This is a genomic window from Faecalicatena contorta (assembly GCF_003149105.1).
Lineage (GTDB): Bacteria > Bacillota > Clostridia > Lachnospirales > Lachnospiraceae > Muricomes > Muricomes contortus_C.
Genome location: NZ_QGDS01000014.1, coordinates 1 through 22017, shown reverse-complemented (window position 1 = coordinate 22017; position 22017 = coordinate 1). Strand labels below are relative to the sequence as shown.

General features: G+C 42.0%; 25 protein-coding genes and 1 riboswitch. Of the genes, 21 read left to right on the top strand and 4 right to left on the bottom strand.

Annotation, left to right across the window (positions count from 1 at the left end; genetic code table 11):
• Positions 1-13: 13 nt before the first annotated feature.
• A complete protein-coding gene (locus A8805_RS17475; RefSeq protein ID WP_109713548.1) occupies positions 14-1132 on the bottom strand; it encodes a C45 family autoproteolytic acyltransferase/hydolase in 1119 nt (372 codons plus the stop codon).
• Positions 1133-1301: 169 nt separating this feature from the next.
• A riboswitch (FMN riboswitch) is annotated at positions 1302-1414 on the top strand.
• Positions 1415-1655: 241 nt separating this feature from the next.
• Between A8805_RS17475 and ribD the strand changes: the two genes are divergently transcribed.
• The 4 genes from ribD to ribE are packed head-to-tail and all read left to right on the top strand — an operon-like array spanning position 1656 to position 5076.
• On the top strand, positions 1656-2756 hold the full coding sequence (gene ribD / locus A8805_RS17470; protein ID WP_109713546.1) for a bifunctional diaminohydroxyphosphoribosylaminopyrimidine deaminase/5-amino-6-(5-phosphoribosylamino)uracil reductase RibD: 1101 nt from the start codon (positions 1656-1658) through the stop codon (positions 2754-2756).
• Complete coding sequence (locus A8805_RS17465) at positions 2738-3376, top strand: riboflavin synthase (protein ID WP_109713544.1); 639 nt, start codon at positions 2738-2740, stop codon at positions 3374-3376. Before ribD ends, A8805_RS17465 begins: the two co-directional genes overlap by 19 nt.
• Before the next feature lie 11 nt (positions 3377-3387).
• Positions 3388-4587, top strand: coding sequence for a bifunctional 3,4-dihydroxy-2-butanone-4-phosphate synthase/GTP cyclohydrolase II (locus A8805_RS17460; protein WP_109713539.1), 1200 nt, complete (start codon positions 3388-3390; stop codon positions 4585-4587).
• A gap of 21 nt (positions 4588-4608) precedes the next feature.
• On the top strand, positions 4609-5076 hold the full coding sequence (gene ribE, locus A8805_RS17455; protein WP_109713537.1) for a 6,7-dimethyl-8-ribityllumazine synthase: 468 nt from the start codon (positions 4609-4611) through the stop codon (positions 5074-5076).
• A 149-nt stretch (positions 5077-5225) separates the two neighbouring features.
• On the opposite strand, the gene A8805_RS17450 is transcribed toward ribE, so the two are convergent.
• Complete coding sequence (locus A8805_RS17450) at positions 5226-6056, bottom strand: class I SAM-dependent methyltransferase (protein WP_109713535.1); 831 nt, start codon at positions 6054-6056, stop codon at positions 5226-5228.
• Between the two features lie 411 nt (positions 6057-6467).
• Here A8805_RS17450 and A8805_RS17445 point away from each other — a divergent pair, with 411 nt between their 5' ends.
• The 14 genes from A8805_RS17445 (at position 6468) to A8805_RS17380 (ending at position 15445) form a co-directional block, all read left to right on the top strand.
• Complete coding sequence (locus A8805_RS17445; protein WP_109713533.1) at positions 6468-6785, top strand: PadR family transcriptional regulator; 318 nt, start codon at positions 6468-6470, stop codon at positions 6783-6785.
• A 60-nt stretch (positions 6786-6845) separates the two neighbouring features.
• Positions 6846-7091: a glycine zipper family protein gene (locus tag A8805_RS17440; RefSeq protein ID WP_109713531.1), complete on the top strand. Its 246-nt coding sequence runs from the start codon at positions 6846-6848 to the stop codon at positions 7089-7091.
• Between the two features lie 48 nt (positions 7092-7139).
• Positions 7140-7967, top strand: a complete 828-nt coding sequence (locus tag A8805_RS17435; protein WP_109713529.1) for an undecaprenyl-diphosphate phosphatase — start codon at positions 7140-7142, stop codon at positions 7965-7967.
• Between the two features lie 4 nt (positions 7968-7971).
• On the top strand, positions 7972-8487 hold the full coding sequence (locus A8805_RS17430) for a GNAT family N-acetyltransferase (RefSeq protein WP_109713527.1): 516 nt from the start codon (positions 7972-7974) through the stop codon (positions 8485-8487).
• Between the two features lie 130 nt (positions 8488-8617).
• Complete coding sequence (locus tag A8805_RS17425; protein WP_109713525.1) at positions 8618-9325, top strand: nitroreductase family protein; 708 nt, start codon at positions 8618-8620, stop codon at positions 9323-9325.
• Positions 9288-9902, top strand: coding sequence for a putative immunity protein (locus A8805_RS17420; protein ID WP_242992459.1), 615 nt, complete (start codon positions 9288-9290; stop codon positions 9900-9902). Before A8805_RS17425 ends, A8805_RS17420 begins: the two co-directional genes overlap by 38 nt.
• Before the next feature lie 30 nt (positions 9903-9932).
• The gene (locus A8805_RS17415) at positions 9933-10694 is read left to right on the top strand and encodes an EFR1 family ferrodoxin (protein WP_109713521.1); all 762 of its coding nucleotides are present in this window, start codon (positions 9933-9935) and stop codon (positions 10692-10694) included.
• 311 nt (positions 10695-11005) lie between these two features.
• Positions 11006-11434 carry an NAD(+)--rifampin ADP-ribosyltransferase gene (arr, locus tag A8805_RS17410; protein WP_109713674.1) on the top strand — a complete coding sequence of 143 codons (429 nt, stop codon included), beginning with the start codon at positions 11006-11008 and terminating at the stop codon, positions 11432-11434.
• Positions 11435-11497: 63 nt separating this feature from the next.
• Entirely contained in the window at positions 11498-12133 is a 636-nt protein-coding gene (locus A8805_RS17405; protein WP_109713519.1) for a Vat family streptogramin A O-acetyltransferase, read from the top strand.
• Between the two features lie 54 nt (positions 12134-12187).
• The gene (locus A8805_RS17400; RefSeq protein WP_109713517.1) at positions 12188-13396 is read left to right on the top strand and encodes an MFS transporter; all 1209 of its coding nucleotides are present in this window, start codon (positions 12188-12190) and stop codon (positions 13394-13396) included.
• A 34-nt stretch (positions 13397-13430) separates the two neighbouring features.
• Positions 13431-14021 (top strand): GrpB family protein, encoded by a 591-nt coding sequence (locus A8805_RS17395; RefSeq protein WP_109713515.1) that lies wholly within the window; start codon positions 13431-13433, stop codon positions 14019-14021.
• Positions 14022-14034: 13 nt separating this feature from the next.
• Positions 14035-14577 (top strand): HD domain-containing protein, encoded by a 543-nt coding sequence (locus A8805_RS17390; protein ID WP_330405990.1) that lies wholly within the window; start codon positions 14035-14037, stop codon positions 14575-14577.
• Between the two features lie 81 nt (positions 14578-14658).
• A complete protein-coding gene (locus A8805_RS17385) occupies positions 14659-15018 on the top strand; it encodes a cupin domain-containing protein (protein WP_109713511.1) in 360 nt (119 codons plus the stop codon).
• A 25-nt stretch (positions 15019-15043) separates the two neighbouring features.
• Positions 15044-15445: a hypothetical protein gene (locus A8805_RS17380; protein WP_109713509.1), complete on the top strand. Its 402-nt coding sequence runs from the start codon at positions 15044-15046 to the stop codon at positions 15443-15445.
• Here the strand turns inward: A8805_RS17380 and A8805_RS17375 are convergent.
• On the bottom strand, positions 15428-17242 hold the full coding sequence (locus A8805_RS17375) for a sigma-54-dependent transcriptional regulator (protein ID WP_109713507.1): 1815 nt from the start codon (positions 17240-17242) through the stop codon (positions 15428-15430). The genes A8805_RS17380 and A8805_RS17375 overlap by 18 nt on opposite strands.
• Positions 17243-17486: 244 nt before the next feature.
• Between A8805_RS17375 and larA the strand changes: the two genes are divergently transcribed.
• From larA to A8805_RS17360, 3 genes are read left to right on the top strand one after another with little or no spacing between them, the layout of a single operon-like run.
• Positions 17487-18764, top strand: a complete 1278-nt coding sequence (gene larA, locus A8805_RS17370; protein WP_109713505.1) for a nickel-dependent lactate racemase — start codon at positions 17487-17489, stop codon at positions 18762-18764.
• Positions 18765-18779: 15 nt separating this feature from the next.
• Positions 18780-19907 (top strand): glycerate kinase, encoded by a 1128-nt coding sequence (locus tag A8805_RS17365; RefSeq protein WP_109713503.1) that lies wholly within the window; start codon positions 18780-18782, stop codon positions 19905-19907.
• A 9-nt stretch (positions 19908-19916) separates the two neighbouring features.
• Positions 19917-20906: a 2-keto-3-deoxygluconate permease gene (locus tag A8805_RS17360; RefSeq protein WP_109713501.1), complete on the top strand. Its 990-nt coding sequence runs from the start codon at positions 19917-19919 to the stop codon at positions 20904-20906.
• Between the two features lie 122 nt (positions 20907-21028).
• Here A8805_RS17360 and A8805_RS17355 read toward each other — a convergent pair whose 3' ends face one another.
• Positions 21029-21904, bottom strand: coding sequence for an IS3 family transposase (locus tag A8805_RS17355; RefSeq protein WP_242992467.1), 876 nt, complete (start codon positions 21902-21904; stop codon positions 21029-21031).
• Between the last annotated feature and the right edge of the window lie 113 nt (positions 21905-22017).

Here is a 22017-nt window from a genome sequence, read left to right as displayed (position 1 = left end):
TCTCCTTCCGTTTTTAAGTCAGCGGCTGCCAATCATAAGTGCCAGGTGCCGCTTTCGCCAAATTAATCTGTACAGCTTGCATGCTATTTCCCAATGGTTTGGTAATATCATAGGTATACCAGCCGTTTTCGGAACGTCCACCCCAGCAAAGATCAATAATACCATCTGATGGGGAAATCACCATACTCTTGGTGGTTCCGAAATACTCCTCGAAGTAATGACAGCACAAGCCATCAGGATATTTAGCCAATAGCATTTCCTTGAGCTGTGCCTGTGTTACCACGCTTCGATGTGCAATCTGTTTTTCGATATATTCATACCGTCTTACGGAATGTGCCATCACCTGTGGCTCCATCGGCTGAAGCTGGGGAAAAAGCGCATGGTTCGTGGCATACAGCATCTGTTCCAGGGAATCTGGGTTGATCTGCTTGACAGCACTGTAGCCATCCATCGTTTCTACCAGTGCAGCGTTGCCTGCCTTATCCAGCAGAAGCATATTGAGGTTGTAGGCGATGGGCATCCCTTCCAGATATTTGAGTGCTTCAGTTACGTCCTTGCAATTTTCCAGCAGGGCGCGGGTAACTGCCCAGAATTGCAGACCTTTCAACTTAGGCGCCCGCATATAGGGAAGTGCCCCTACCGGAAAACCACAGGAACTCATCGTGACGGCGAGGCCGTGCTCATTAAAGCCATCATCCCGTCCAAAGTGGAGTACACTGGTACCCATATGTGAGTATTTTCCTGTCACACTGGTCTTTATGAGACAGAAGTCCTCTGCTTCGTGACTGAACTCGTAGCTGCGGGCGAGCAGGGGCTTCCCCTCGGCTGTGCAGCTTGGCAGCAGGGCGATATGACTGCACCGGGGAAGCAGATAGGTCATTCCGTAAAAAAATATCTGCTCAGGTTTTACCTTCAGCGCATCGGCAAATCCGCAAAGTTCTTCTGTGAGACCGGGGCACCAGCGGTCAAAAAGTTTCACTGCTTCCTCAACCTGCTTTAGACCAAAGCCCTCCATTCCGGCAGTATGTGCTGCTTGCTTCTGTGGCATTGCAGCGGTTAATTTTCCAAACTGATATCCGATTTCATAGCTTGTTCCGGCAAGCTCTGCGGTATAGGTTTGTATTTTTAGCATAGCATTGATTCCTCCTAATGTTCTTTTTCATTATCTTACCGAAACAAGGAAGGGGCCGCATGATATTTTCTGCTGTTTTACAATGTGTTTTCTGATAAACTATTATATCATAGCATAAACTGTTTTATTGACAGGTTTCATAATCCGTAGTATAGTATTAGCAATTGAATAAGATCTTCGGGGCAGGGTGAAATTCCCGACCGGTGGTACAGCCCACGAACCGCAAGGTTGATTCGGTTAGATTCCGAAGCCGACAGTATAGTCTGATAGTAGAAGATAAAGGAAGATTCGCGTTTTGTGTGAATATTTAAATTTATGCTCTGAAATGAAATACCATTTCAGAGCGTTTGTTTTATATCCATGCATCGTAACCGCGGCCCGCTTTATAAAAATGCCTTGAACACACAATTGTTCAAGGCATTTTTTCCGGGATAGCTTCTGGTTTGTGTACGGTAAAATCGTCGTTCACTCTTCTGCCCTGAACATTTTGTTCAAGGCATTTTTTATTCTACGGAGGTGAAACATGGATGAAATAGAATATATGCGTCATGCAATTCGGCTTGCCCGGCAGGGCTGCGGATGGGTAAATCCGAACCCCTTGGTTGGTGCGGTGATTGTGAAGGACGGCAAGATTATTGGACAGGGCTGCCACAGAAAATGCGGGGAGCTCCATGCAGAACGCGATGCACTGGCAAACTGCCAGACATCGACAGCCGGCGCAACCCTTTATGTGACGCTGGAACCCTGCTGTCATTACGGAAGAACACCTCCCTGTACCCAGGCAATTATTGAAAGTGGCATCAGCCGGGTAGTAGTAGGTTCTTCTGATCCCAATCCGCTGGCTGCCGGGAAAGGCATTGGGATTTTGCGTTCACATGGCATTGAGGTAATAGAGAATGTTGCAGGGGATGAGTGCGGCAAGCTCAACGAAAGCTTTTTTCATTACATTCAAAACAGAACACCCTATGTGGTTATGAAATATGCCATGACTATGGACGGAAAAATCGCAACGCGCACCGGCGAATCTCAATGGATTACCAGCTCGGCGGCACGCCATCGTGTTCATGAGGACCGGCACCGTTATTCCGCCATTATGGTTGGCGCAGGCACTGTCCTTACAGATGACCCCATGCTGACCTGCCGTCTGGAGAACAGCAGGAATCCGCTGCGCATCATCTGCGACACCAGTTTGAGAACGCCGCTGCAAGCAAAGATTGTTACTACAACGGATACTGCTCCTACCCTTATCGCTACAGCCATAACAGATACTAATAGGCATCGGCCGTATCTGGATGCAGGCTGTGAGGTCATGGTACTTCCCCAAAAGGATTACCATATTGACTTAAATAGTCTGATGCAAAGATTAGGAGAAAAGCAGGTTGACAGCATTTTGCTGGAAGGTGGCGGCACATTAAATTGGTCAGCCCTGCAAAGCGGCATTGTAAATAAGGTACAGACATATATCGCTCCAAAGCTGTTTGGCGGCAGCGGAAAGACTCCGGTAGAGGGGATAGGTGTTGATGACCTGGAGGAGGCTTTTCTGCTAGGCAAGCCGGTTATCACATGGGTGGGTGAAGATATTTTATTAGAAAGTGAGGTGATTCAGTGTTTACAGGAATCATAGAAGAAATGGGAAAAATACAGGGCATTCAAAAAAGAGCAAGTTCGGCCATCCTATCGGTTCAGGCATCGGAGATTATGCAGGACATCCATCTTGGCGACAGCATAGCAGTAAACGGAGTATGCCTTACAGTTACTTCCGTTTCCCCAAAGGGCTTTACCTCCGATGTGATGCATGAAACCCTGAGCAGGTCTTCTTTTGGAAACCTGCGGATAGGAAGCCCTGTTAATCTGGAACGGGCTATGCCTGCAAACGGCAGATTCGGCGGACATATTGTTTCCGGGCATATCGATGGTACCGGCACGGTTTCGAACATTCGCAGAGATGATAACGCCGTTTGGTATACAATCAAAACGCCTTTACCGATTCTTCGCTACATCATTGAAAAAGGCTCAATTGCCATTGACGGAATCAGTCTGACTGTAGCAAGGGTGCATAAGGACGGCTTCAGCGTTTCCATCATACCGCACACGCTTTCGTTAACAACGCTGTCCAGCCGCGGTGTTGGGGATTCGGTCAATTTGGAAAATGACTGCATTGGCAAATATGTGGAACGCCTGATGGGAAAAGAATCACAAAACAATAATATTACAGTCGGTTTTCTTGCAAAACATGGCTTTTAGGAGGAAGAAAAATGTTTCAATTTAACAAAATCGAAGAGGCGTTAGAAGACCTTCGCCTTGGAAAAATCATTCTGGTTACAGACGATGAAGACAGAGAAAACGAAGGAGATTTTATTTGTGCCGCTGAGTTTGCCACCACCGAAAACGTAAATTTTATGGCAGTTCATGGGAAAGGTCTGATTTGTATGCCTATGAGTGCAGAGCTTTGTCAAAAGCTGCAATTTCCCCAAATGGTCTGCGACAACAAAGATAACCATGAAACAGCGTTTACGGTATCTGTTGACTATGTGGACACCACCACTGGTATTTCGGCGGCAGAGAGAAGTATTACCGCTTTGAAATGCGTATCGGACGATAGCAAACCAGAGGACTTTCGCCGCCCCGGTCATATGTTTCCGCTTCTTGCAAAGAAAAACGGTGTTCTTGAGCGAAACGGACATACCGAAGCCACTGTGGATTTGATGAGGCTGGCTGGTTTAAAGGAATGCGGCCTTTGCTGCGAGATTATGCGGGAGGATGGAACCATGATGCGCACTCCGGAGCTGATGGAGCTGGCGCAGAAATGGGGGCTTAAAATGGTTACCATCAAAGCCTTGCAGGAATACCGCAAAAGAAATGAAAAGCTTGTGGAGCAGGCAACCTGCACCACTATGCCTACAAAGTATGGTGATTTCCAGGCTTACGGATATATCAGCAAGCTTAATGGGGAGCACCATGTGGCGCTGGTTAAGGGGGAGATTGGCGATGGGGAAAATCTTTTATGCCGTGTTCATTCCGAGTGCCTGACCGGAGATGCCTTCGGCTCCATGCGCTGTGACTGCGGCCAGCAGTTTGCGGCAGCCATGATGCAGATTGAAAAAGAGGGGCGTGGTATTCTGCTTTACATGCGGCAGGAGGGACGTGGTATTGGTCTGATTAATAAACTGCGCGCCTATGCGCTTCAGGATCAAGGTATGGATACTCTGGAAGCGAATCTTGCCCTTGGCTTTCCCGGAGATATGCGGGAATATTTCATCGGCGCACAGATTTTGCAAGACCTTGGAGCCAGGACCTTGCGCCTGCTCACCAACAATCCGGATAAGGTTTATCAGCTTTCCGGGTTTGGCATGGAAATCATTGAGCGCGTTCCGATTCAAATGGATGCTACTGACCACGACTTATTCTACCTGAAAACCAAGCAGAAAAAAATGGGTCATATCTTACATTATTAAGTGAAAAAGGAGATTACAACAATGAAAACTTTTGAAGGAAAACTCGTATCCAAGGATGTTCAGATTGGTATTGTTGCCGCGCGGTTTAATGAATTTATTACAAGCAAGCTGCTGGACGGCACTCTTGACGGACTGAAACGTCATGAGGTCAGCGGGGACAGCATTGACGTTGCATGGGTTCCAGGAGCATTTGAAATTCCGCTTATTGCTTCCAAAATGGCGAAAAGCGGGAAATACGACGCGGTCATCTGCTTAGGTGCCGTGATCCGCGGCAGCACCACCCACTACGACTATGTATGCAGTGAGGTTGCCAAGGGTATTGCACATGTATCCCTGAACACTGATATTCCGGTGATGTTTGGTGTGCTGACAACCGAAAATATTGAACAGGCGATTGAACGGGCCGGCACTAAAGCCGGCAACAAGGGCTTCGACTGTGCGGTTGGTGCAATTGAAATGATAAATCTGATTCGAGATATGCAAGGTTGATAAGGAGTAGAAACGGTTAGAGAAGGGATATCCCATGTTTAGGGAGTAATTTGAGAAATAGATTTAATCATAATTTTGGATAAAAGGGTCTGCCGCACCTATATTTTTAGTGCAGCGGACCCTTGAAAAGTACTTAAAAGACTGTAGATTTATTTTTCCAGCAGCAAAGAAATTGTTAAGCCATCCTCCTGGTAAGGGCTGCCTGCAACATCACCCAATACTTCACATACTTTAAATCCTGCGTCAGTTGCTTCCCGGATGAGCATTTCTTTTGTGAAATAGGTATTCCACAAATAGTAAAGGGCAGTCTCACTATCAGAAATGATTGAAACTTGCTCTAATGTTACATAATCCGAGTATTTATAGCACCCGTTCAGTGCAACATACTTTCTTGGGCGCCAGAACCCACCGTCATGACAGACTTCCCATGTCTGTTTTTCTTCAAAGCTTTTGTATTTAGCCGCCCCAAACACATCTAATAAGAATTTTCCATCAGGTTTCAGATGCTCAAACACCTTTTGCATGACCACTTGTCTGTCTGTTGTTGATAATGCGCCATAGTCGCAATATATCATTGCTGCAAAATCGAAAATCTTATTCAGATCCATAGTCAGATAATCCTGATAATGATAGTTGATATCTAAACCCTGTTGGAGTGCTGAGTTCTGCGCATATTCTATTGACCGCTTAGAAAAATCAATCCCGGTCACCTGGTAACCCATTTTTGCGAATTTTTCGGCATATATCCCAGGGCCGCAGCCAATGTCCAGAAGTAAGGGGTAGCTTGAAGGGGGGACAACTTCCTCTATCCATAGAGCTGATTTTTCAATAAATGCTTTTTTTCTGCTTGCGCCTTCAAATTCGGGGTCAAGGTGGGCTTTGAGCATTTGCTTTGAAATGTGTTCATCATTCCAGAATGCGCCCTCTGATTTTGTGTAGAGTGGGGGATGCTCTAAAAGCTTGACAATACTGTTTAACATAATCTTTTTCTCCTTTGAAAATTTATATTTAGACAAAATAAAAAGCCGTAGATTTTACTCTACGGCTAATCTCCGAAAGGTGAAGAAAAGTTGAGAGTAAAATAAAGTCAAACATTAGGTACAAGAAATAAACTGCCGCAGCAGCTAATCTTAACCTATTGAATTGATTTTATCCACTCTTTTCCAGTCTACCCATGCCATTGATTTTATGACATCTGATACACCGGACTTCCATCACCTTTTCTATTCAGTCTAGTTAAGTTATATTATAGTACATGAGGGGAGTTGTCAACTACAGTCCGGTGGGCGCTATAAGAATTTTGGAGGTCTCTTGACATACATCACAGTGTGATATATTATTATATCACACTGTGATGCAGTACGTTGTAATATAGGTTGGGAGTCAGGAATATGGAACTTGAAAAAGCAATAAAAAGGTTTATTCCAATGAGTGAAACTATGTTCTACATTTTGTTTTCACTACAAGAAGAGCGGCACGGTTATGGCATCAAACAATTTGTACAGGAACTAACGCGTAATAGAATTAACTTAGGGTCAGGAACGATTTACCAAAGCATTTCTAAATTGGAACATGATGAATTAATCTTATCAACAAAAGAAATTGACAGAAAAAAATTATATCTTATCACACCGCTTGGCAAAGAAATATTAAGGCTGGAAGGCTTGCGGATTTGTGAAATGTATTCCGTTGCAAAGAAGTTGTTATAAATAGGAATTTGCCGTTGATTAAGGTTCTGATTAATTATAGAAAGGATAGGAGAAATTAAGATGGATGGTGATAATAAAACTAATCATAAAAAATTACAAGAAAATATAGATAAGTCCGATGATGAATATAAGGAGATAAACGAGAAAAACGAAATGAATTATACAGGCGTTTTTCTGTCTATAGGTGCTGGGCTGGGTGTTTCGTTTGGTATCTTGTTCGATAACTTGACCATTGGTATTTCCCTTGGCACTGCACTTGGCTTAGTAGTTGGTGCAGTTGTTGAATCTGTAAAAAAGAAAAAATAAGAAGCACTGGTTAATGATGAATACACAAGAGATGGAGGATTTAAAATAGTGACGTTGGATTTTATAGAAATTCTGAAAGTAATCTTTCTTGGTATTGTAGAAGGTATTACGGAATGGCTGCCTATCAGCAGTACGGGTCATATGCTTCTTGTAGACGAGTTTATTACTCTTAATATGAGCGGGGCATTTAAGGAAATGTTCTTTGTTGTTATTCAGCTCGGGGCAATCCTTGCAGTAGTTGCGATGTTTTGGAAAAAAATGTTTCCGTTCCAGTTTAGAGATAAAACAGAGCCTATGATTAAAAAAGGTACTTTTTCCCTTTGGTTTAAAGTAGTGATTGCCTGTATTCCTGGAGCTGTTATTACTATTCTTTTTGATGATTATATTGAAGCCAATTTGCATACACCTATGGTGATTGCAGCGACTCTCATTTTCTATGGTATAGTCTTTATCGTCATTGAAATATGGAATAAAAGGCGGCTGCCAACTACCACAAAGTTAGATGATATTAGCTATCGGACGGCTTTTTTGATTGGATTATTTCAAGTGCTCTCCATTATTCCCGGCACTTCGCGTTCCGGGGCTACAATTATAGGTGCATTGCTGATAGGCGTATCAAGAGTTGCGGCAGCAGAATTTACATTTTTTCTTGCCGTACCAGTTATGTTTGGGTTAAGTGCCATTAAAATACTGAAATTTGGCTTTTCCTTTACACGCACAGAATTGCTTACTTTAGGAATTGGTATGGCAGTAGCATTGGCGGTATCTGTTTTAGTAATAAGATTCCTCATGGGATATATCAAAAAGCATGATTTTAAAGCATTTGGCTGGTATCGAATTGCACTTGGTATTCTTGTTATACTGATAATTTTATAGACTGATGCAAATATACAGCTATAAACAGGAGTCCGGAGGTGAACGAAACTTGTTAATTAGACCAATAAAAAGTGCTGAAATTATGTTATTAACAGATTTTGTGTATGAAGCGGTTTTTCAAAAAGATACAGACAACTTAGCGCCAAGAACAATTATACAAGATCCTTCTATTTGGATATATATTGATGAGTTTGGGTCAAAAAAAGATGATTATTGCTTTGTCGCAGAAGTTGACGAAAAGATTGTTGGAGCTGTTTGGGTTCGTTGTATTAAGGCATTTGGCCATATTGATGATGCTGTTCCGGAGTTTGCTATATCTGTTTATCCGCAGTATCGTGGAAGAGGGATTGGAACAGATTTAATGAGGAAAATGATAGGGTATTTGAGAGAGAAAGGTTACTCAAAGGCATCTCTTGCAGTTCAAAAAGACAATTATGCTGTTAAAATGTATCAGCAGGCAGGATTTGAAATAAGTGCTGAAAATGAGCAGGAATATATCATGATTTGCAATCTTAATTAGACCTTTCTGTTGTTTTTCCACTAAATTATATAGAAATAAGTAATAAAGAATACTTTCCAAAGACAAGAGAAAAATTGATGAAATCCTATGTCGGAATAGCTGGTTTGTAAGAATAATTGGAGGCGATTTTATGTACAGTGCGGTAGAAAATAGAATTTCACGGAGAAAGTTTGAAAAGGAGCCGATTACAGATGGGGAAAGGGAAAAAATTATTTCTCTTATTCACCAGTTAAATGAAGCATCCGGTTTAACAATGGCTTTCGTGGAGGATGGAAGCGGTGCTTTTCAGAAGTTAAGAAAAAGTTATGGGTTATTTACCAATGTACGCTCTCTTATATTGATGAAGGGAAAGAAAGACGATAAAGATTTGAAGGAAAAGATCGGATATTACGGAGAAGATTTAGTTCTTGCTATAACTGATTTGGGTTTAGGAACATGCTGGGTTGGAGGCACTTTTGATAAGGATGAATTAACAATCGATAATGGTGAGGAATTAGTTTGTGTTGTGGTGTTAGGTAAAGTAGCAGCTCCTTCATTAACAGAAAAAATGGTGCGGTCAGCTACACATAGGAAAATAAAGAGCATAGACGAACGAATTATAAGCGATCAGCCTTTGCCGCAATGGGTACAAAACGGAATGGAAGCCGTATTACTTGCCCCAAGTGCTAAAAACACACAAAAACCGATGTTTAAGTATGAGAATAATATTTTAAGTGCCCGAATTATAAATGATTACCCAATGGATTTGATTGATTTAGGTATTGCAAAAAGACATTTCGAGATAGGGGCAGGTGGAAAATTTGAATTTGGAAATGGCGGAGTCTACAATGTACTCTGATGTTGAACAGAAGTTAAAGAAAAAGAACAAGATACTGTTTTCTCGTGACAGCAAATGTTTGCAAGAGCTTAAAATGCTAATAGAACAGCAGAAACATTATACACTTGTTATGTGGGCATTGGATTGCGCAAAAATTCCTCTGGCACAATTTGAAGAAAAATATCCACAAGAGTTAAGACCAAGAATGGCACTGCACTTCTGCGAAAAATGGTCAAGAGGCAAAATCAAGATGCCTGCTGCAAAACGGGCAATTTTAGATGCCCATGCTGTTGCAAAAGAAATTGATGATAAAGTATGTGGAGCATTATGCCATGCAATGGGTCATGCCGGCGCGACTGTGCATGTGGAAACTCATGCTTTAGGACTGGTGTTTTATGAGCTTACAGCCATTGTTCTTCGATTTGGGAAGGACGAATATTACAAACCAGTTAACGACAAAATCAATGCTTACCGCGAACGGCTTATCTATTGGCAGGAAAATATTGATAAACTTGATTTGGAATGGGCCAGTTTTTTAATGGATGATAATCGGCCGAATAAGGAAAAATTGTTGAATGAAAAGAAGAGGGCAAAATAATAGCTGGTATATTAAAATTCAGGGGTAATTATGATAGGAATATATTTTAGTGGAACAGGCAATTCAAAATATTGTATAGAAAAGTTTTTACAGGAGTATGATGCAGCAGCAAGGGCATTTTCTATTGAAGATGATGAATTGTCAGAGCAAATTGATAAACATAAAGACATTGTTTTCAGTTATCCTGTACAATACAGTAATATACCTAAAATACTAAAGGATTTTCTTGCTGAGAATAAAGCTGTGTGGAAAGGTAAACGAGTCTTTGTTATTGCAACAATGGGATTATTTAGTGGAGATGGGTCTGGTATATTAGCTAGAGAACTTAAGAAGTATGGAGCGGAAATTGTTGGCGGCTTACATATAAAAATGCCAGATAGTATAGGTGATGAAAAGATATTAAAAAGGTCTTTAGAGGATAATAAAAAACTTATACTAGAAGCCGGGCAGAAAATAAGAAAAGCTGTAAGACAACTAAAAGATGACAATCCGCCGCAAGAGGGAATTGGAATGTTATATCATCTTGCAGGGCTTTTTGGACAAAGACTCTATTTTATTAATAAAACAAAACAATATTCGGATAAGTTAAATATAAATGCTGAAAAATGTATTGGTTGTAATAAATGTGTTGATTTGTGTCCTATGAAGAATATAGAGTTGAAAAATAGAATTGCAGTATCTGGAAATCAATGTACTTTATGTTACCGCTGTGTGAATAAGTGTCCTAAACAAGCAATCACCTTATTGGGGAAACGTGTCATAGAGCAAAGTAATATAGATAAGTATCTGTAAGAGAAACGTCAATGGCATTAGTTACAATTAAATAACACAGTCTATAGCAGCTTTGTCATTTTGATAAGGCTGCCTTTTGTGAATGAACCCTATCACATTAGATAATGTTTATAGATTTATGGTTAACTTTGAAAAAATGTGTGATAGAATTAACTTTGTATGACAGGGCAATATAGTGAAATATAAGAGCAGAAAAGAATTGATTAAGGAAATATCAAATTGTATATGCTATTTATCAATGAATTTTATAATATTCAAGAGACGGGCAGCGGCAACGCCTGTTTGTTACAGGGAGGTGTACAAGAGTGAATATGAAAAACAAACCGGCACCATACGGAGTACCGGAACTGGGGCCTTTTTACCATGGCACAAAAGCTGATTTGAAAGACGGGGATTTACTGGAACCCAACTATAGCTCTAACTATGGTGAGAGAAAGAAGGCCAACTATGTCTACCTGACCGCTACACTGGATGCGGCCGTCTGGGGAGCTGAACTGGCAGCAGGTGATAAACCTGGCCGGATTTATCAGGTAGAGCCCACCGGTCCTATTGAGGATGATCCAAATCTGACGGATAAGAAGTTTCCGGGGAACCCTACCAGATATTACCGTACCAAACAGCCACTGCGAGTCGTGGGTGAGATCATGGACTGGAAGGGACACTCCCCGGGGGAGCTCCAGAATATGCGGGATCATCTTGCTGAGCTTGAACGGCTTGGCATCGAGGCAATCAACGACTGACTTGATAGCTGTAAATTCCAGTTTACGGGAGACTATGATTATAATGTGAAGGAGGACTGCTTTATGCTATACGGACCCGACCCAAATTACGTCTACCCCAATGAAAATATCAAAAGTGTATGCTACATCAAGAACGTCATCATCCGGCCGAACATCATAGTGGGCGAATATACCTATTACGACGATATCAACGGCGCAGAAAATTTTGAGGAGCATGTGACCCATCACTATGAGTTTTTGGGTGATAAGCTTATCATTGGTAAATTCTGTGCTATTGCAAAAGGTATCGAGTTTGTCATGAATGGGGCAAACCACAGGATGAGCAGTGTTACCACCTACCCGTTCAATATCATGGGCCACGGCTGGGAAAAATCTACTCCTGCTCTGGAAGACTTGCCGTTTAAAGGCGATACCTTTGTTGGCAGTGATGTGTGGATTGGACAGAATGTCACCGTCATGCCGGGAGTGCAAATCGGAGATGGAGCCATCATTGCTGCGGGTTCCGTCGTGACTAAGGATGTGCCTCCCTATCATATCGCGGGCGGCAACCCTCTGCACATCATCCGCAAACGCTTTGATGACGACTTGATTACTTACTTGCTGGAGTTAAAATGGTGGAACTGGCCTGCAAAAAAAATATTTGACAATCTGGGTGCCCTGTGCAGCGGAGATTTAACGAAAGTCAGGATGATTTCATAATTCCAGCCAGACCCATAGTACCAGGCAATCATTGCCATTTTAGGAGATAAATTTATGAATATGATTCAAAAACCCAATAATAATGCCTGGAAACGGCAGGCAGCTTTATTTCTGGTGAGTCAAAACATATCTCTGTTTGGTTCATCCGTAGTAGGCTTTGCCATCCTGTGGCATATCACCCTTACAACCTCTTCAGGAACATGGATTATGCTGGCTACCCTTTGCTCAATGCTTCCTCAAGTGGTGGTATCCTTGTTCGGCGGCGTACTCGCCGACCGGTATCACCGCAAATACTTGATTATGCTGTCAGACGGATTCATCGCTCTTGCCACCTTGGGGCTGGCGATTGCTTTTCTGGCGGGATTTCAGTATATGGGCCTGATTCTGGCGGTTTCGGCTGTACGCTCCGCCGGCGGGGGGATTCAGGGGCCTGCCGTCAGCGCCATCTATCCGCAGATTGTACCGGAAAAGCAGCTTGTCCGGATTCAGGGCCTTAATCAGACTATCGGTTCGGTCCTGATGCTCCTGTCCCCCGCCGTGGGAGGTATTCTGCTAGGCTCCATCGGCATTGTGTCCACCTTTTTTGTGGATGTGATAACGGCAGGGCTGGCTATTGCTGTTATGAGTGCCATCCAGGTTGAGAAGGCTGCTTCACCTACCGTTCCCTTGTCGGTGCTCGGCGATTTAAAAGCTGGAATTTCTTATACGCTAAGCCATCCAAAGCTGCGGCGCATTGTGATTTGTTATTTGGTTTCCTTTTTCTTAATTACACCCGCAGCAGTTCTGACCCCTTTGATGGTGGAGCGCAGCTTTGGAGACGAAGTCTGGAGGCTCACCGCTAACGAAATTGTCTGGACGGTGGGTTCCCTTTTAGGCGGCGTCTTTGTGGCGCTGCGCGGGGAGTTCCGGGACAAATTCAGAACCGCAGCACTCTGCCTGGTAGCCTTCGGTATCCTGTTTGCCCTTCTGGGGCTGGCCCGGCACTTCTGGGTATATCTGTTGTTCATGGGATTGGCAGGATGCTTCATACCGGTGCTCAATACTGCCCAGACTGTTTATATTCAGGGAATCACGGAGCCGGCCATGCTGGGACGGGCTTTTTCCGTAGTGCAGCTCATTGCGTCGGCTGCCATGCCGGTGGCAATCCTTTTCTTTGGCCCCCTGGCCGACATTGTCAGTGTGGAGTCTATCCTGCTGGTGACAGGCGCCTTTTTGGCCCTGGCAGGGCTGTTTTACTGCAGGGTGCCAAAAACGGAGTCATAATTTATGCTATATGTTTCAGAAGGAGGTGGCTAATATGCCGTCAAAACAGGATCATAACAGTTCCATGCCCCGGAATGATGAAGAACTCCAGAAGTTTGTTGTAGGCGAATTAAAACCCCATAATGCTCAAATTACCCTCGTGGAATATGATCCACATTGGCCGGAAGCTTTTACACAGGAAGCTGACAGGATTCGTTCAATACTGGGAGACAAAATCATACGGTTGGAGCATGTTGGCTCCACCTCCGTTCCGGGACTGTGTGCCAAGCCAATCATAGATATGCTCCTGGTTGTAAAGAAATCCGCTAATGAACCGTCCTATGTACCGGATTTAGAGAAAGCTGGTTATATCCTGCGGGTTCGGGAGCCCGACTGGTTTGAGCATCGTATGTTTAAGGGGCCTGATACGGATATTAATCTGCATGTATTCAGTGAGGGTGCATCTGAAGTTGATAGAATGTTGCTTTTTCGCAATTGGCTGAGGTCAAATGAAGCCGACCGGGATAAATATGCACAGGTCAAACGAAGCTTAGCAAAAGATAGATGGCGGCATGTGCAGCATTACGCGGATGCAAAAACCTCTGTAGTTCAGGAAATCATGAAACGAGCCAATGGCGCTGAATAAGAACGAAATCTAATTGAATGAAATACAACTTGACAGAAAGAATGAGGCAACCATGCATAAAGAACATATTATACAACAAATGAAAGAAATATTTAAAGAAATTCCTTTTGGGATAGACCATACTCTTAAGGTACTTAAAAATGCCGAAGATATCATGGATGGAGAAAATGTAAGTATTAAGGAAAGAGAATTAATATCAAGCGTTGCTATTCTCCATGATATTGGTGCGGTAGAGGCAAAACGGAAATATGACTCTATAGAGGGCGTTTATCAAGAGAAGGAAGGCCCGGCTGTTGCAAGAAAAATATTAGTTCGTGAGAATTTCGATTCAGACGACATCGAAAGAATCTGCTATATTATAGGCAATCATCACACACCGGCTAAAATTGACGGTCTTGATTTTCAAATACAATGGGAAGCGGATCTATTAGAAAATCTAACGATTATGGATAAGCAAAAAGAGCAGCAGAAAATAAAAAAGTGCATAGAGGAAAATTTCAAAACCCCGACAGGAAAGAAGATTGCTTATGATCGTTTTATTTTAGAATTAAAGTAATTATACTGAGTGGGGTAAAAAGCTTACCTCTCCTGAATTTTATTTGTGCCGCGCCCGAAGGTGTGTGGAATGGAGGTTAAAATGGAAAAAATTAATATCAATGATAAACTGAATACTTTCAGTGAGTACTGGAGCCCTAAAATTGTTGGTGATATCAATGAGACTTATGTAAAGCTCGCAAAGCTTAAAGGCGAATTCGTATGGCATATGCATGAAAACGAGGACGAAATGTTCATGGTTATTAAGGGAAGAATGGTAATTAAGTTACGCACAGAAGATATTATTCTAAATGAGGGTGAGATATTCATTATACCAAGAGGAATAGAACATATGCCGGTTGCTGAAGAGGAAGTACATGTTATGTTGTTTGAACCTAAAACCACATTGAATACTGGAAATGTCAAAAACGAAAAGACTGTGGAAATTTTAGAAAAAATATAAGCGGTTGTTATTGGAGGAGGTAAAAATGATATTGGCAATCAAATCCGGCAATACAAATAGTTTTTTGGGAAACACCGTTAGGAGTATCTCTATTAAGGAAATGGATAAAGCACGATATAATAAATTCACTCCGGATATTATTGTAACATACGAAGAATACTTGCCTGATTTCAATAGTTTTCATATTGTTCATTTGCCGGGACATACCAATGGCTCAATCGGAGTGCTATTTAATGACTGCTTATTTGCAGGAGATTTAGTGATGAATATGCCCTTGCCGTCCCCTTCTATGTTTGCAGATAATTTTTGTCTGCTTCAAGAGAGTATAGCAAAGGCAAAAACACTAAACACAAAAATTGTTTATCCATCTCATGGAAGTCCTTTCTCCAGTAAATGGCTGAAGCGGTTCTCACTTATCACTGCTTAAATGACGCCACAAGGTGGTTCTTCCGATTCCAAGCTTTTTTGCAGCAGCACTTTGGTTCCCGTTACATTTATCCAGGGTGTATTCCACAATGTCTTTTATGATTAAATACAGCGGCTGATTTAAATTCACGGGACTTATGTTCTCAGCTCCCTGCCCATCCGTAAGGGCATCATTGCCAAGGTCTTTTGAAATAATGAATCTGGATTCTTGTTCCAGAACCTGGCTGATAACTTTTGGGGCCACATGGCTTGTATCGGTTAAGGTGACAACTTCCTTCAATACTCTTTGAAACTGTGTTATATTAAAGGGCCAATCGTAGTTTAAAAGAAGCTCCATGGACTGAGATTGAATGCTTGCTACCTGTTTTCCTAATTGCTGATTGAGGGTGTTTAGATATAAGGTTGCCGAGGCGGGGATGTCCTCCGCCTGTTCCCGCAGAGCCGGCATATGGAGTGCATAACAGTTAAGCAAATTCATAAACCGCATGGCAATGTGGGGAATAGACAGCCGGTGTCCGCTGGAGCAGGATAAAATAATCCTGTTCCGCAGATGAAGGTTTGTATCGGTCATAATGGATAATAACTGATGCTGTTTGGCCTCATCCAGGCTTTCTATATTGCTGATATATATGGTGTTCTTATTCTCCATAAAAGGTGAATTATAGTTGGAAACCAGGTAATTCCAATTCCTGCTATTTAAAAGAGAACAATCTATGGTAAACATAGGATTATTTTTAGCTGGTCCTTTGGAGTATAAAAGCATGGCTGCCTTGTCTTTTCCTGTGCCTATTTCTCCTGTAATCATAACAGGAGTATTTGTTTCATTTATCTGAATAAGTTTGTGCTGCAGCTCTTTGGAAGCATTTGTAATACTGTAAAAACTGGTGCTGTAAATTTCCTCTGCCTGGATCCGGTTTAATATTTTGATGCCATATTTTGAATAGGTCAGGGGAATTCCGGTTGTGCTGATATGGCAGATATAAAAAGAATTCTTTTCTTCTTCATGATATCGGCAGTAAACAGAATAAACCGTCCCTTTGGTATTGATAAAAAAATCAGCATTTACACAAGGAGAAGCATCTATTGTCTTATATATTTTCTGAAGAATGGACTCAGAGTCAGGCTGTGCATTGAAAGAAAATAAAAGCTTTTTTTCCGTATCAAAGATAACTGTATACGTTTCCGTACTGGAAATTGTCTTTTTCAGAATCGAGATCTGATCCAGATATTGTGCTTCATTTCTATAATGTTTCACTGCATTGTCAATGGCAGCATTGACGTTTTCAATGCCTGTAGTCAGAAGGATGGGAGTGATTCCCATAAGTTTTGCATAAGGATATGGAACCGTATCACATACGATGGTGTCATATCCCCTTTTCTTTACATCCCTTAATAGCTCTTTTACGTTATCTGCAGAATGGATGGAGATAATTTCAATAGAGTATTCCATAAGTTCGCAAAGTGATTTTGCAATGGAAGTCAGTCCGTGAAAACCTATAATGGCAAATGGGTTTCCTGTTGCTTTTGCCTGCCGGATGCAATGGAGTACATCATAATAGGAGATTCCAATATCAATAACAGGAAGATGGGTGATATTTCTAATCAGGTCAGCGGTATTAGCACGTGACAATATGATATGGTATTCATGGCCCATGGCCTGTACAATTCTTTTTCCTTCTTCCAGGTTACCTCTTACTGCAGTAAGCTGGATATCCTTCCTTTTGGAAGCAGCCTGTTCCATTAGTATTTTTAGCCCTTCATAAGGAGCAATGCCCAGAATTTTTATTTTACGGTCCATAGATTTCTCCACTAGTTATTTAATAATATGTTGTTTCAATATGAAACTAATTATAGCACAAGAACGTTGAAAATAATAGGCATAATCTTTCTTGAAATAAAAATAATAAGAGAATGGAACTCCTTTAAAATCAGTATCTATGCATTTTGTTTCATAATGGAACAAGAAATAGAGTTAAAAAGTTGAAAGTAAAAAAAATAATGGATAGAATTGTTTTAAAATGAAACGGAAAGGAGACTACATAATGAGAACATTTCATTTACCTTATGGGAAAGAAACCATAGAAGCCAATATTGAGGAGGAGCATTTAGCCGGGGTCCTGGTATCCAGCCTGCATCAATATAAGGCAGAAAAAAGCCAGGAGGAGCTTGTACAGGAATCCCTGGAGAATCCCATAGGGACTCCCAGACTTAAAGACATGGTTGCGGGAAAGAACCAGATTGTCATTATATCTTCCGATCATACCAGACCGGTTCCAAGCAAAGTGATTATGCCTCTCTTATTAAAGGAAATCCGTGAGGGAAACAAAGATGCCCATATTACCATATTAATTTCTACTGGTTTACACCGGGAAACCACGAAGGATGAATTGGTAGATAAATTCGGCGAAGATATTGTACGGGAGGAAGAGATCATTATTCACGACTGCGATGATAAAGAGAACCTTGTTTTCTTTGGAAAGCTGCCCTCCGGCGGGAATTTTTCAATCAACCGGATTGCAGCAGAAGCTGATCTGCTTATTGGGGAAGGATTTATTGAGCCCCATTTCTTTGCCGGATTCTCAGGGGGAAGAAAGAGTGTTCTTCCGGGGGTGGCAAGCCGGGAAACTGTTATGTACAATCACAATTCAGCGTTCATTGCCAGCAAGTATGCAAGAACGGGTGTTATTGAAGGAAATCCTATACATAATGACATGCTTTATGGAGCCAGGGCTGCACGGCTTGATTTTATTGTCAATGTGGTGATTGATGCAGAGCATAAGGTGATAAACTGTGTTTCAGGTGATTGCGATTTAGCCCACCGGAAAGGGCGTGAGTTTTTAAACAGCATGTGCCGGGTGGATGCCATACCTTCCGATATAGTCATTTCCACAAATGGAGGATATCCTCTTGACCAGAACATTTATCAGGCAGTAAAGGGGATGACGGCAGCGGAAGCCACTGTAAAAGAGGGCGGAGTGATTATTATGGTTGCTAAATCTGTAGACGGTCACGGAGGAGAAGTCTTTTATGAAACATTCAGGGATGAAAAAGACTTAAATAAGATGATGAAGGTATTCCTGGACAGAAAGGCGGAGGAAACTATACCTGATCAATGGCAATCCCAGATTTTTGCCAGAGTATTGTTAAAGTCACATGTGATTTATGTTTCGGATGCTCCGGATGAGATGGTTCGTGACCTGCATATGATACCGGTTCACAGCATGGAGGAGGCGATGAAAAAGGCAAAGGAAATAGTGAAAAAAGAAGACTATAAGGTTGCTGTAATTCCAGATGGCGTATCAGTCATTGTAATTGAATAATGAGGAGGGACAAATATGAAGTTTATTCTAATACCTGATTCCTTTAAGGGAACTTTAAGCTCAGGAGAAATTTGCAATATCATGAAGGAAAAGATCTCCATTCATTTTCCGGGCAGTGAGGTGGCGTCCATCCCTGTGGCAGACGGAGGGGAAGGAAGTGTGGAAGCATTCATCGCAGCAGTGGGGGGAGAGAAAAAGTATGTTACTGTCAAAAACCCTTATTTTGAAGATATGAATGCTTATTATGGATTGCTTTCCGATGGAGAAACTGCTGTTGTGGAAATGGCGTCATGTGCAGGTCTTCCCCTTGTGGAAGACAGAAAGAATCCCAAGCTTACTACCACCTACGGGGTAGGCCAGTTGATTCTTGCTGCGGCAAAGTCTGGAGCAAAGAAAATAATCATAGGTCTGGGCGGTTCCTGTACCAATGACGGAGGCTGTGGTGCAGCTTCGGCAGCTGGTGTTAGGTTTTATAATGGCAAGGGCGAAATCTTTATCCCTACCGGCGGAACTCTGGATTCTATTTCCAGGATTTCCATGGATGAAATGGACCCCATTCTAAAGGATGTGGAGATTGTGACAATGTGCGATATTGATAATCCCATGTACGGAGAGACAGGGGCTGCCTATATATTCGGACCTCAAAAGGGTGCTGATGAAAAGATGGTAAAGGAACTGGATGAGGGCTTGAAACTTTTAAGCGCGGCAATAGAAAACACCATTGGAAAGGATGTAAGCAAAATCCCGGGAACCGGGGCAGCCGGGGCCATGGGAGCAGGAATGGTTGCATTTTTTAATTCTGAGCTGCAGATGGGAATTCAAACTGTATTGGATACTGTTAACTTTGATGAACTTTTAAGTCATGATTCCTATGTGCTTACTGGGGAAGGAAAACTGGATTCCCAGAGTCTTAGAGGAAAAGTTGTAATCGGTATTGCAGAAAGGACGAAAAAGCGCAATGTTCCTCTGATTGCAATTGTAGGAGGAGCAGACGATCAGGAAATCGCCAAAGCATATGAGATGGGAGTGACAGCAGTTTTTTCAATTAACCGCCTTCCACAGGATTTTTCAGTCAGCAGTAAGTTTTCAAGGGAAAATCTCGGTTACACGGTGGATAATGTTTTGAGGCTATTAAAAATATAGGGGGAAGATATGAAGATATTAAAGACAGTAAAGAAATTGCCGGGAGGGTTAATGGTAGTACCTTTGCTATTAGGTGCTATTGTCAATACCCTTTTTGGAAACAGCATATTGGGCCTGACTGATACTGGAGTATGGGATTGGTTTGGAGGGACATTTACAGAGAACCTTTTTAAGACTGGGGCAATGCCCATATTGGCGGTATTCTTATTCTGCAATGCTACAACAATTGATTTTAAAAAAGCTGGTGTGCCCTTGTATAAGGGCGTTGTACTGACTGCAACAAAGGTGCTGACAGGAATCATAATCGGTGTTGTAATTGGTAAAGTTTTTGGCCCCAATGGTATTTTAGGTCTGGCGCCTCTCGCTATTGTGGGAGCGATTTCCAATTCAAACGGAGGCTTGTACGCCGCTCTTGCTGGGGAATATGGCGATGCAACGGATGTAGGAGCTGTTTCCATCTTGTCAATCAATGACGGTCCCTTTTTTACCATGGTGGCATTGGGCGCAGCAGGTGTTGCCACAATACCTGTCACAGTATTAATCGGCTGTTTGATTCCGATTATTGTAGGCTGTATTCTGGGGAACCTGGATGAAGAGATCCGGAAATTCTGTGAACCGGGGGCTACTATGATGATTCCCTTCTTCGCCTTTCCGCTGGGAGCAGGTCTGCACCTCTCTAACCTGCTAAAGGCGGGACTTCCCGGGATTGTTCTGGGAATTGCCTGCACACTTATTACAGGCCTTGGAGGATACTTTGTCTATAAGATTCTGAGAATGAAATATCCTGAGGTAGGTGCCGGGATCGGAACTACCGCAGGCAATGCAGCCGCTACACCTGCGGCTGTTGCGGCGGCGGATGCTTCCCTGGTTGCGGTAGCAGCAGTTGCTACGGTACAGATTACGGCGGCTATTATTGTGACTGCTATTCTTTGCCCTTTGCTTACGTCATATTTACATAAAGTAGAGGAAAGAAAAAGAGGAAAGGCTGCTGCTTCATAAAAAATAGACAGATCTTTTTTGAAAACAAGAAAAGAAAGGTGCTAGTCGGAACAAGTATTCTGATGTGACCCCTAAAAGTTAGACTTTATTGCGAAGTGGATTTTCCACTTCGCATTTTTCTTTTATGCTGCCAAAAGGCTGAGTCTGTATTCAACGGGACTCATCCATCCTAGTTTTTCTTTTATTCGTTGTTTATTGTAATACTCTATGTAGTTATTTATTGCTTCATTGAGATCATCATAACTGTAATACACTTCGCCATAATACATTTCCTGTTTCATTATCCCAAAGAAATTTTCCATAACTGAATTATCATGGCAATTTCCTTTTCTGGACATACTTTGAAAGATTCGATGTTCTTGCAAGGTACGAACATATGCTTTCATCTGGTAACCCCAGCCTTGATCCGAGTGAAAGGTTCTTCGATATGGACAATCTGATGTGATTTCGATTGCAGTGTTCAGAGCATCTATTATGTTTTTGGCAGATGGTGTAGGTGATACTCCATAGCTTAGAATTTCTCTATTACACAAATCCATAAACGGATCTAGGTATAATTTTTTGATTATCATACGTCCCTTAGAATCTACATCATAATACTTAAATTCAGTGGTATCGGTTGTGATTTTTTGATGTGGTATTTTAGTATCAAAACGTCTCCGTAGTCTATTTAGTGCCACTTTACCAACTCTACCTTTGTAGGAACTGTATTTACGGCTTTTTCTAGTAAAGGAAGTTACTTGTATGGATAGTCTCTGCATAATTCGTTGAACCCGCTTTTTATTCACTAGGAAACCTTGTTTGCGAAGTTCACCCAACATACGTCTGTATCCAAAGTCTTTATGGGTTGAATGAATTTTCTGTATTTTTTCTTCGAGTTCCTGGTTGGGATTTTCTCTTTCCAATCTTTTTTGCCAGTACATGTATGTTGATTTGGGGAATCCAATCACTGCGAGAATAGCTGTCAATTTGAAGTCTCTTCGGAGGCTGTGGATGATTCTCGCTGTTTTTTCAGAAGAGTTTCCTCCTCTAAACGCAACCTCCTCAATTCTTTTAAATAAGCATTCTCTATTTTTAATTTTAGAAGTTCATCTTCAAGTTGTTTGATATG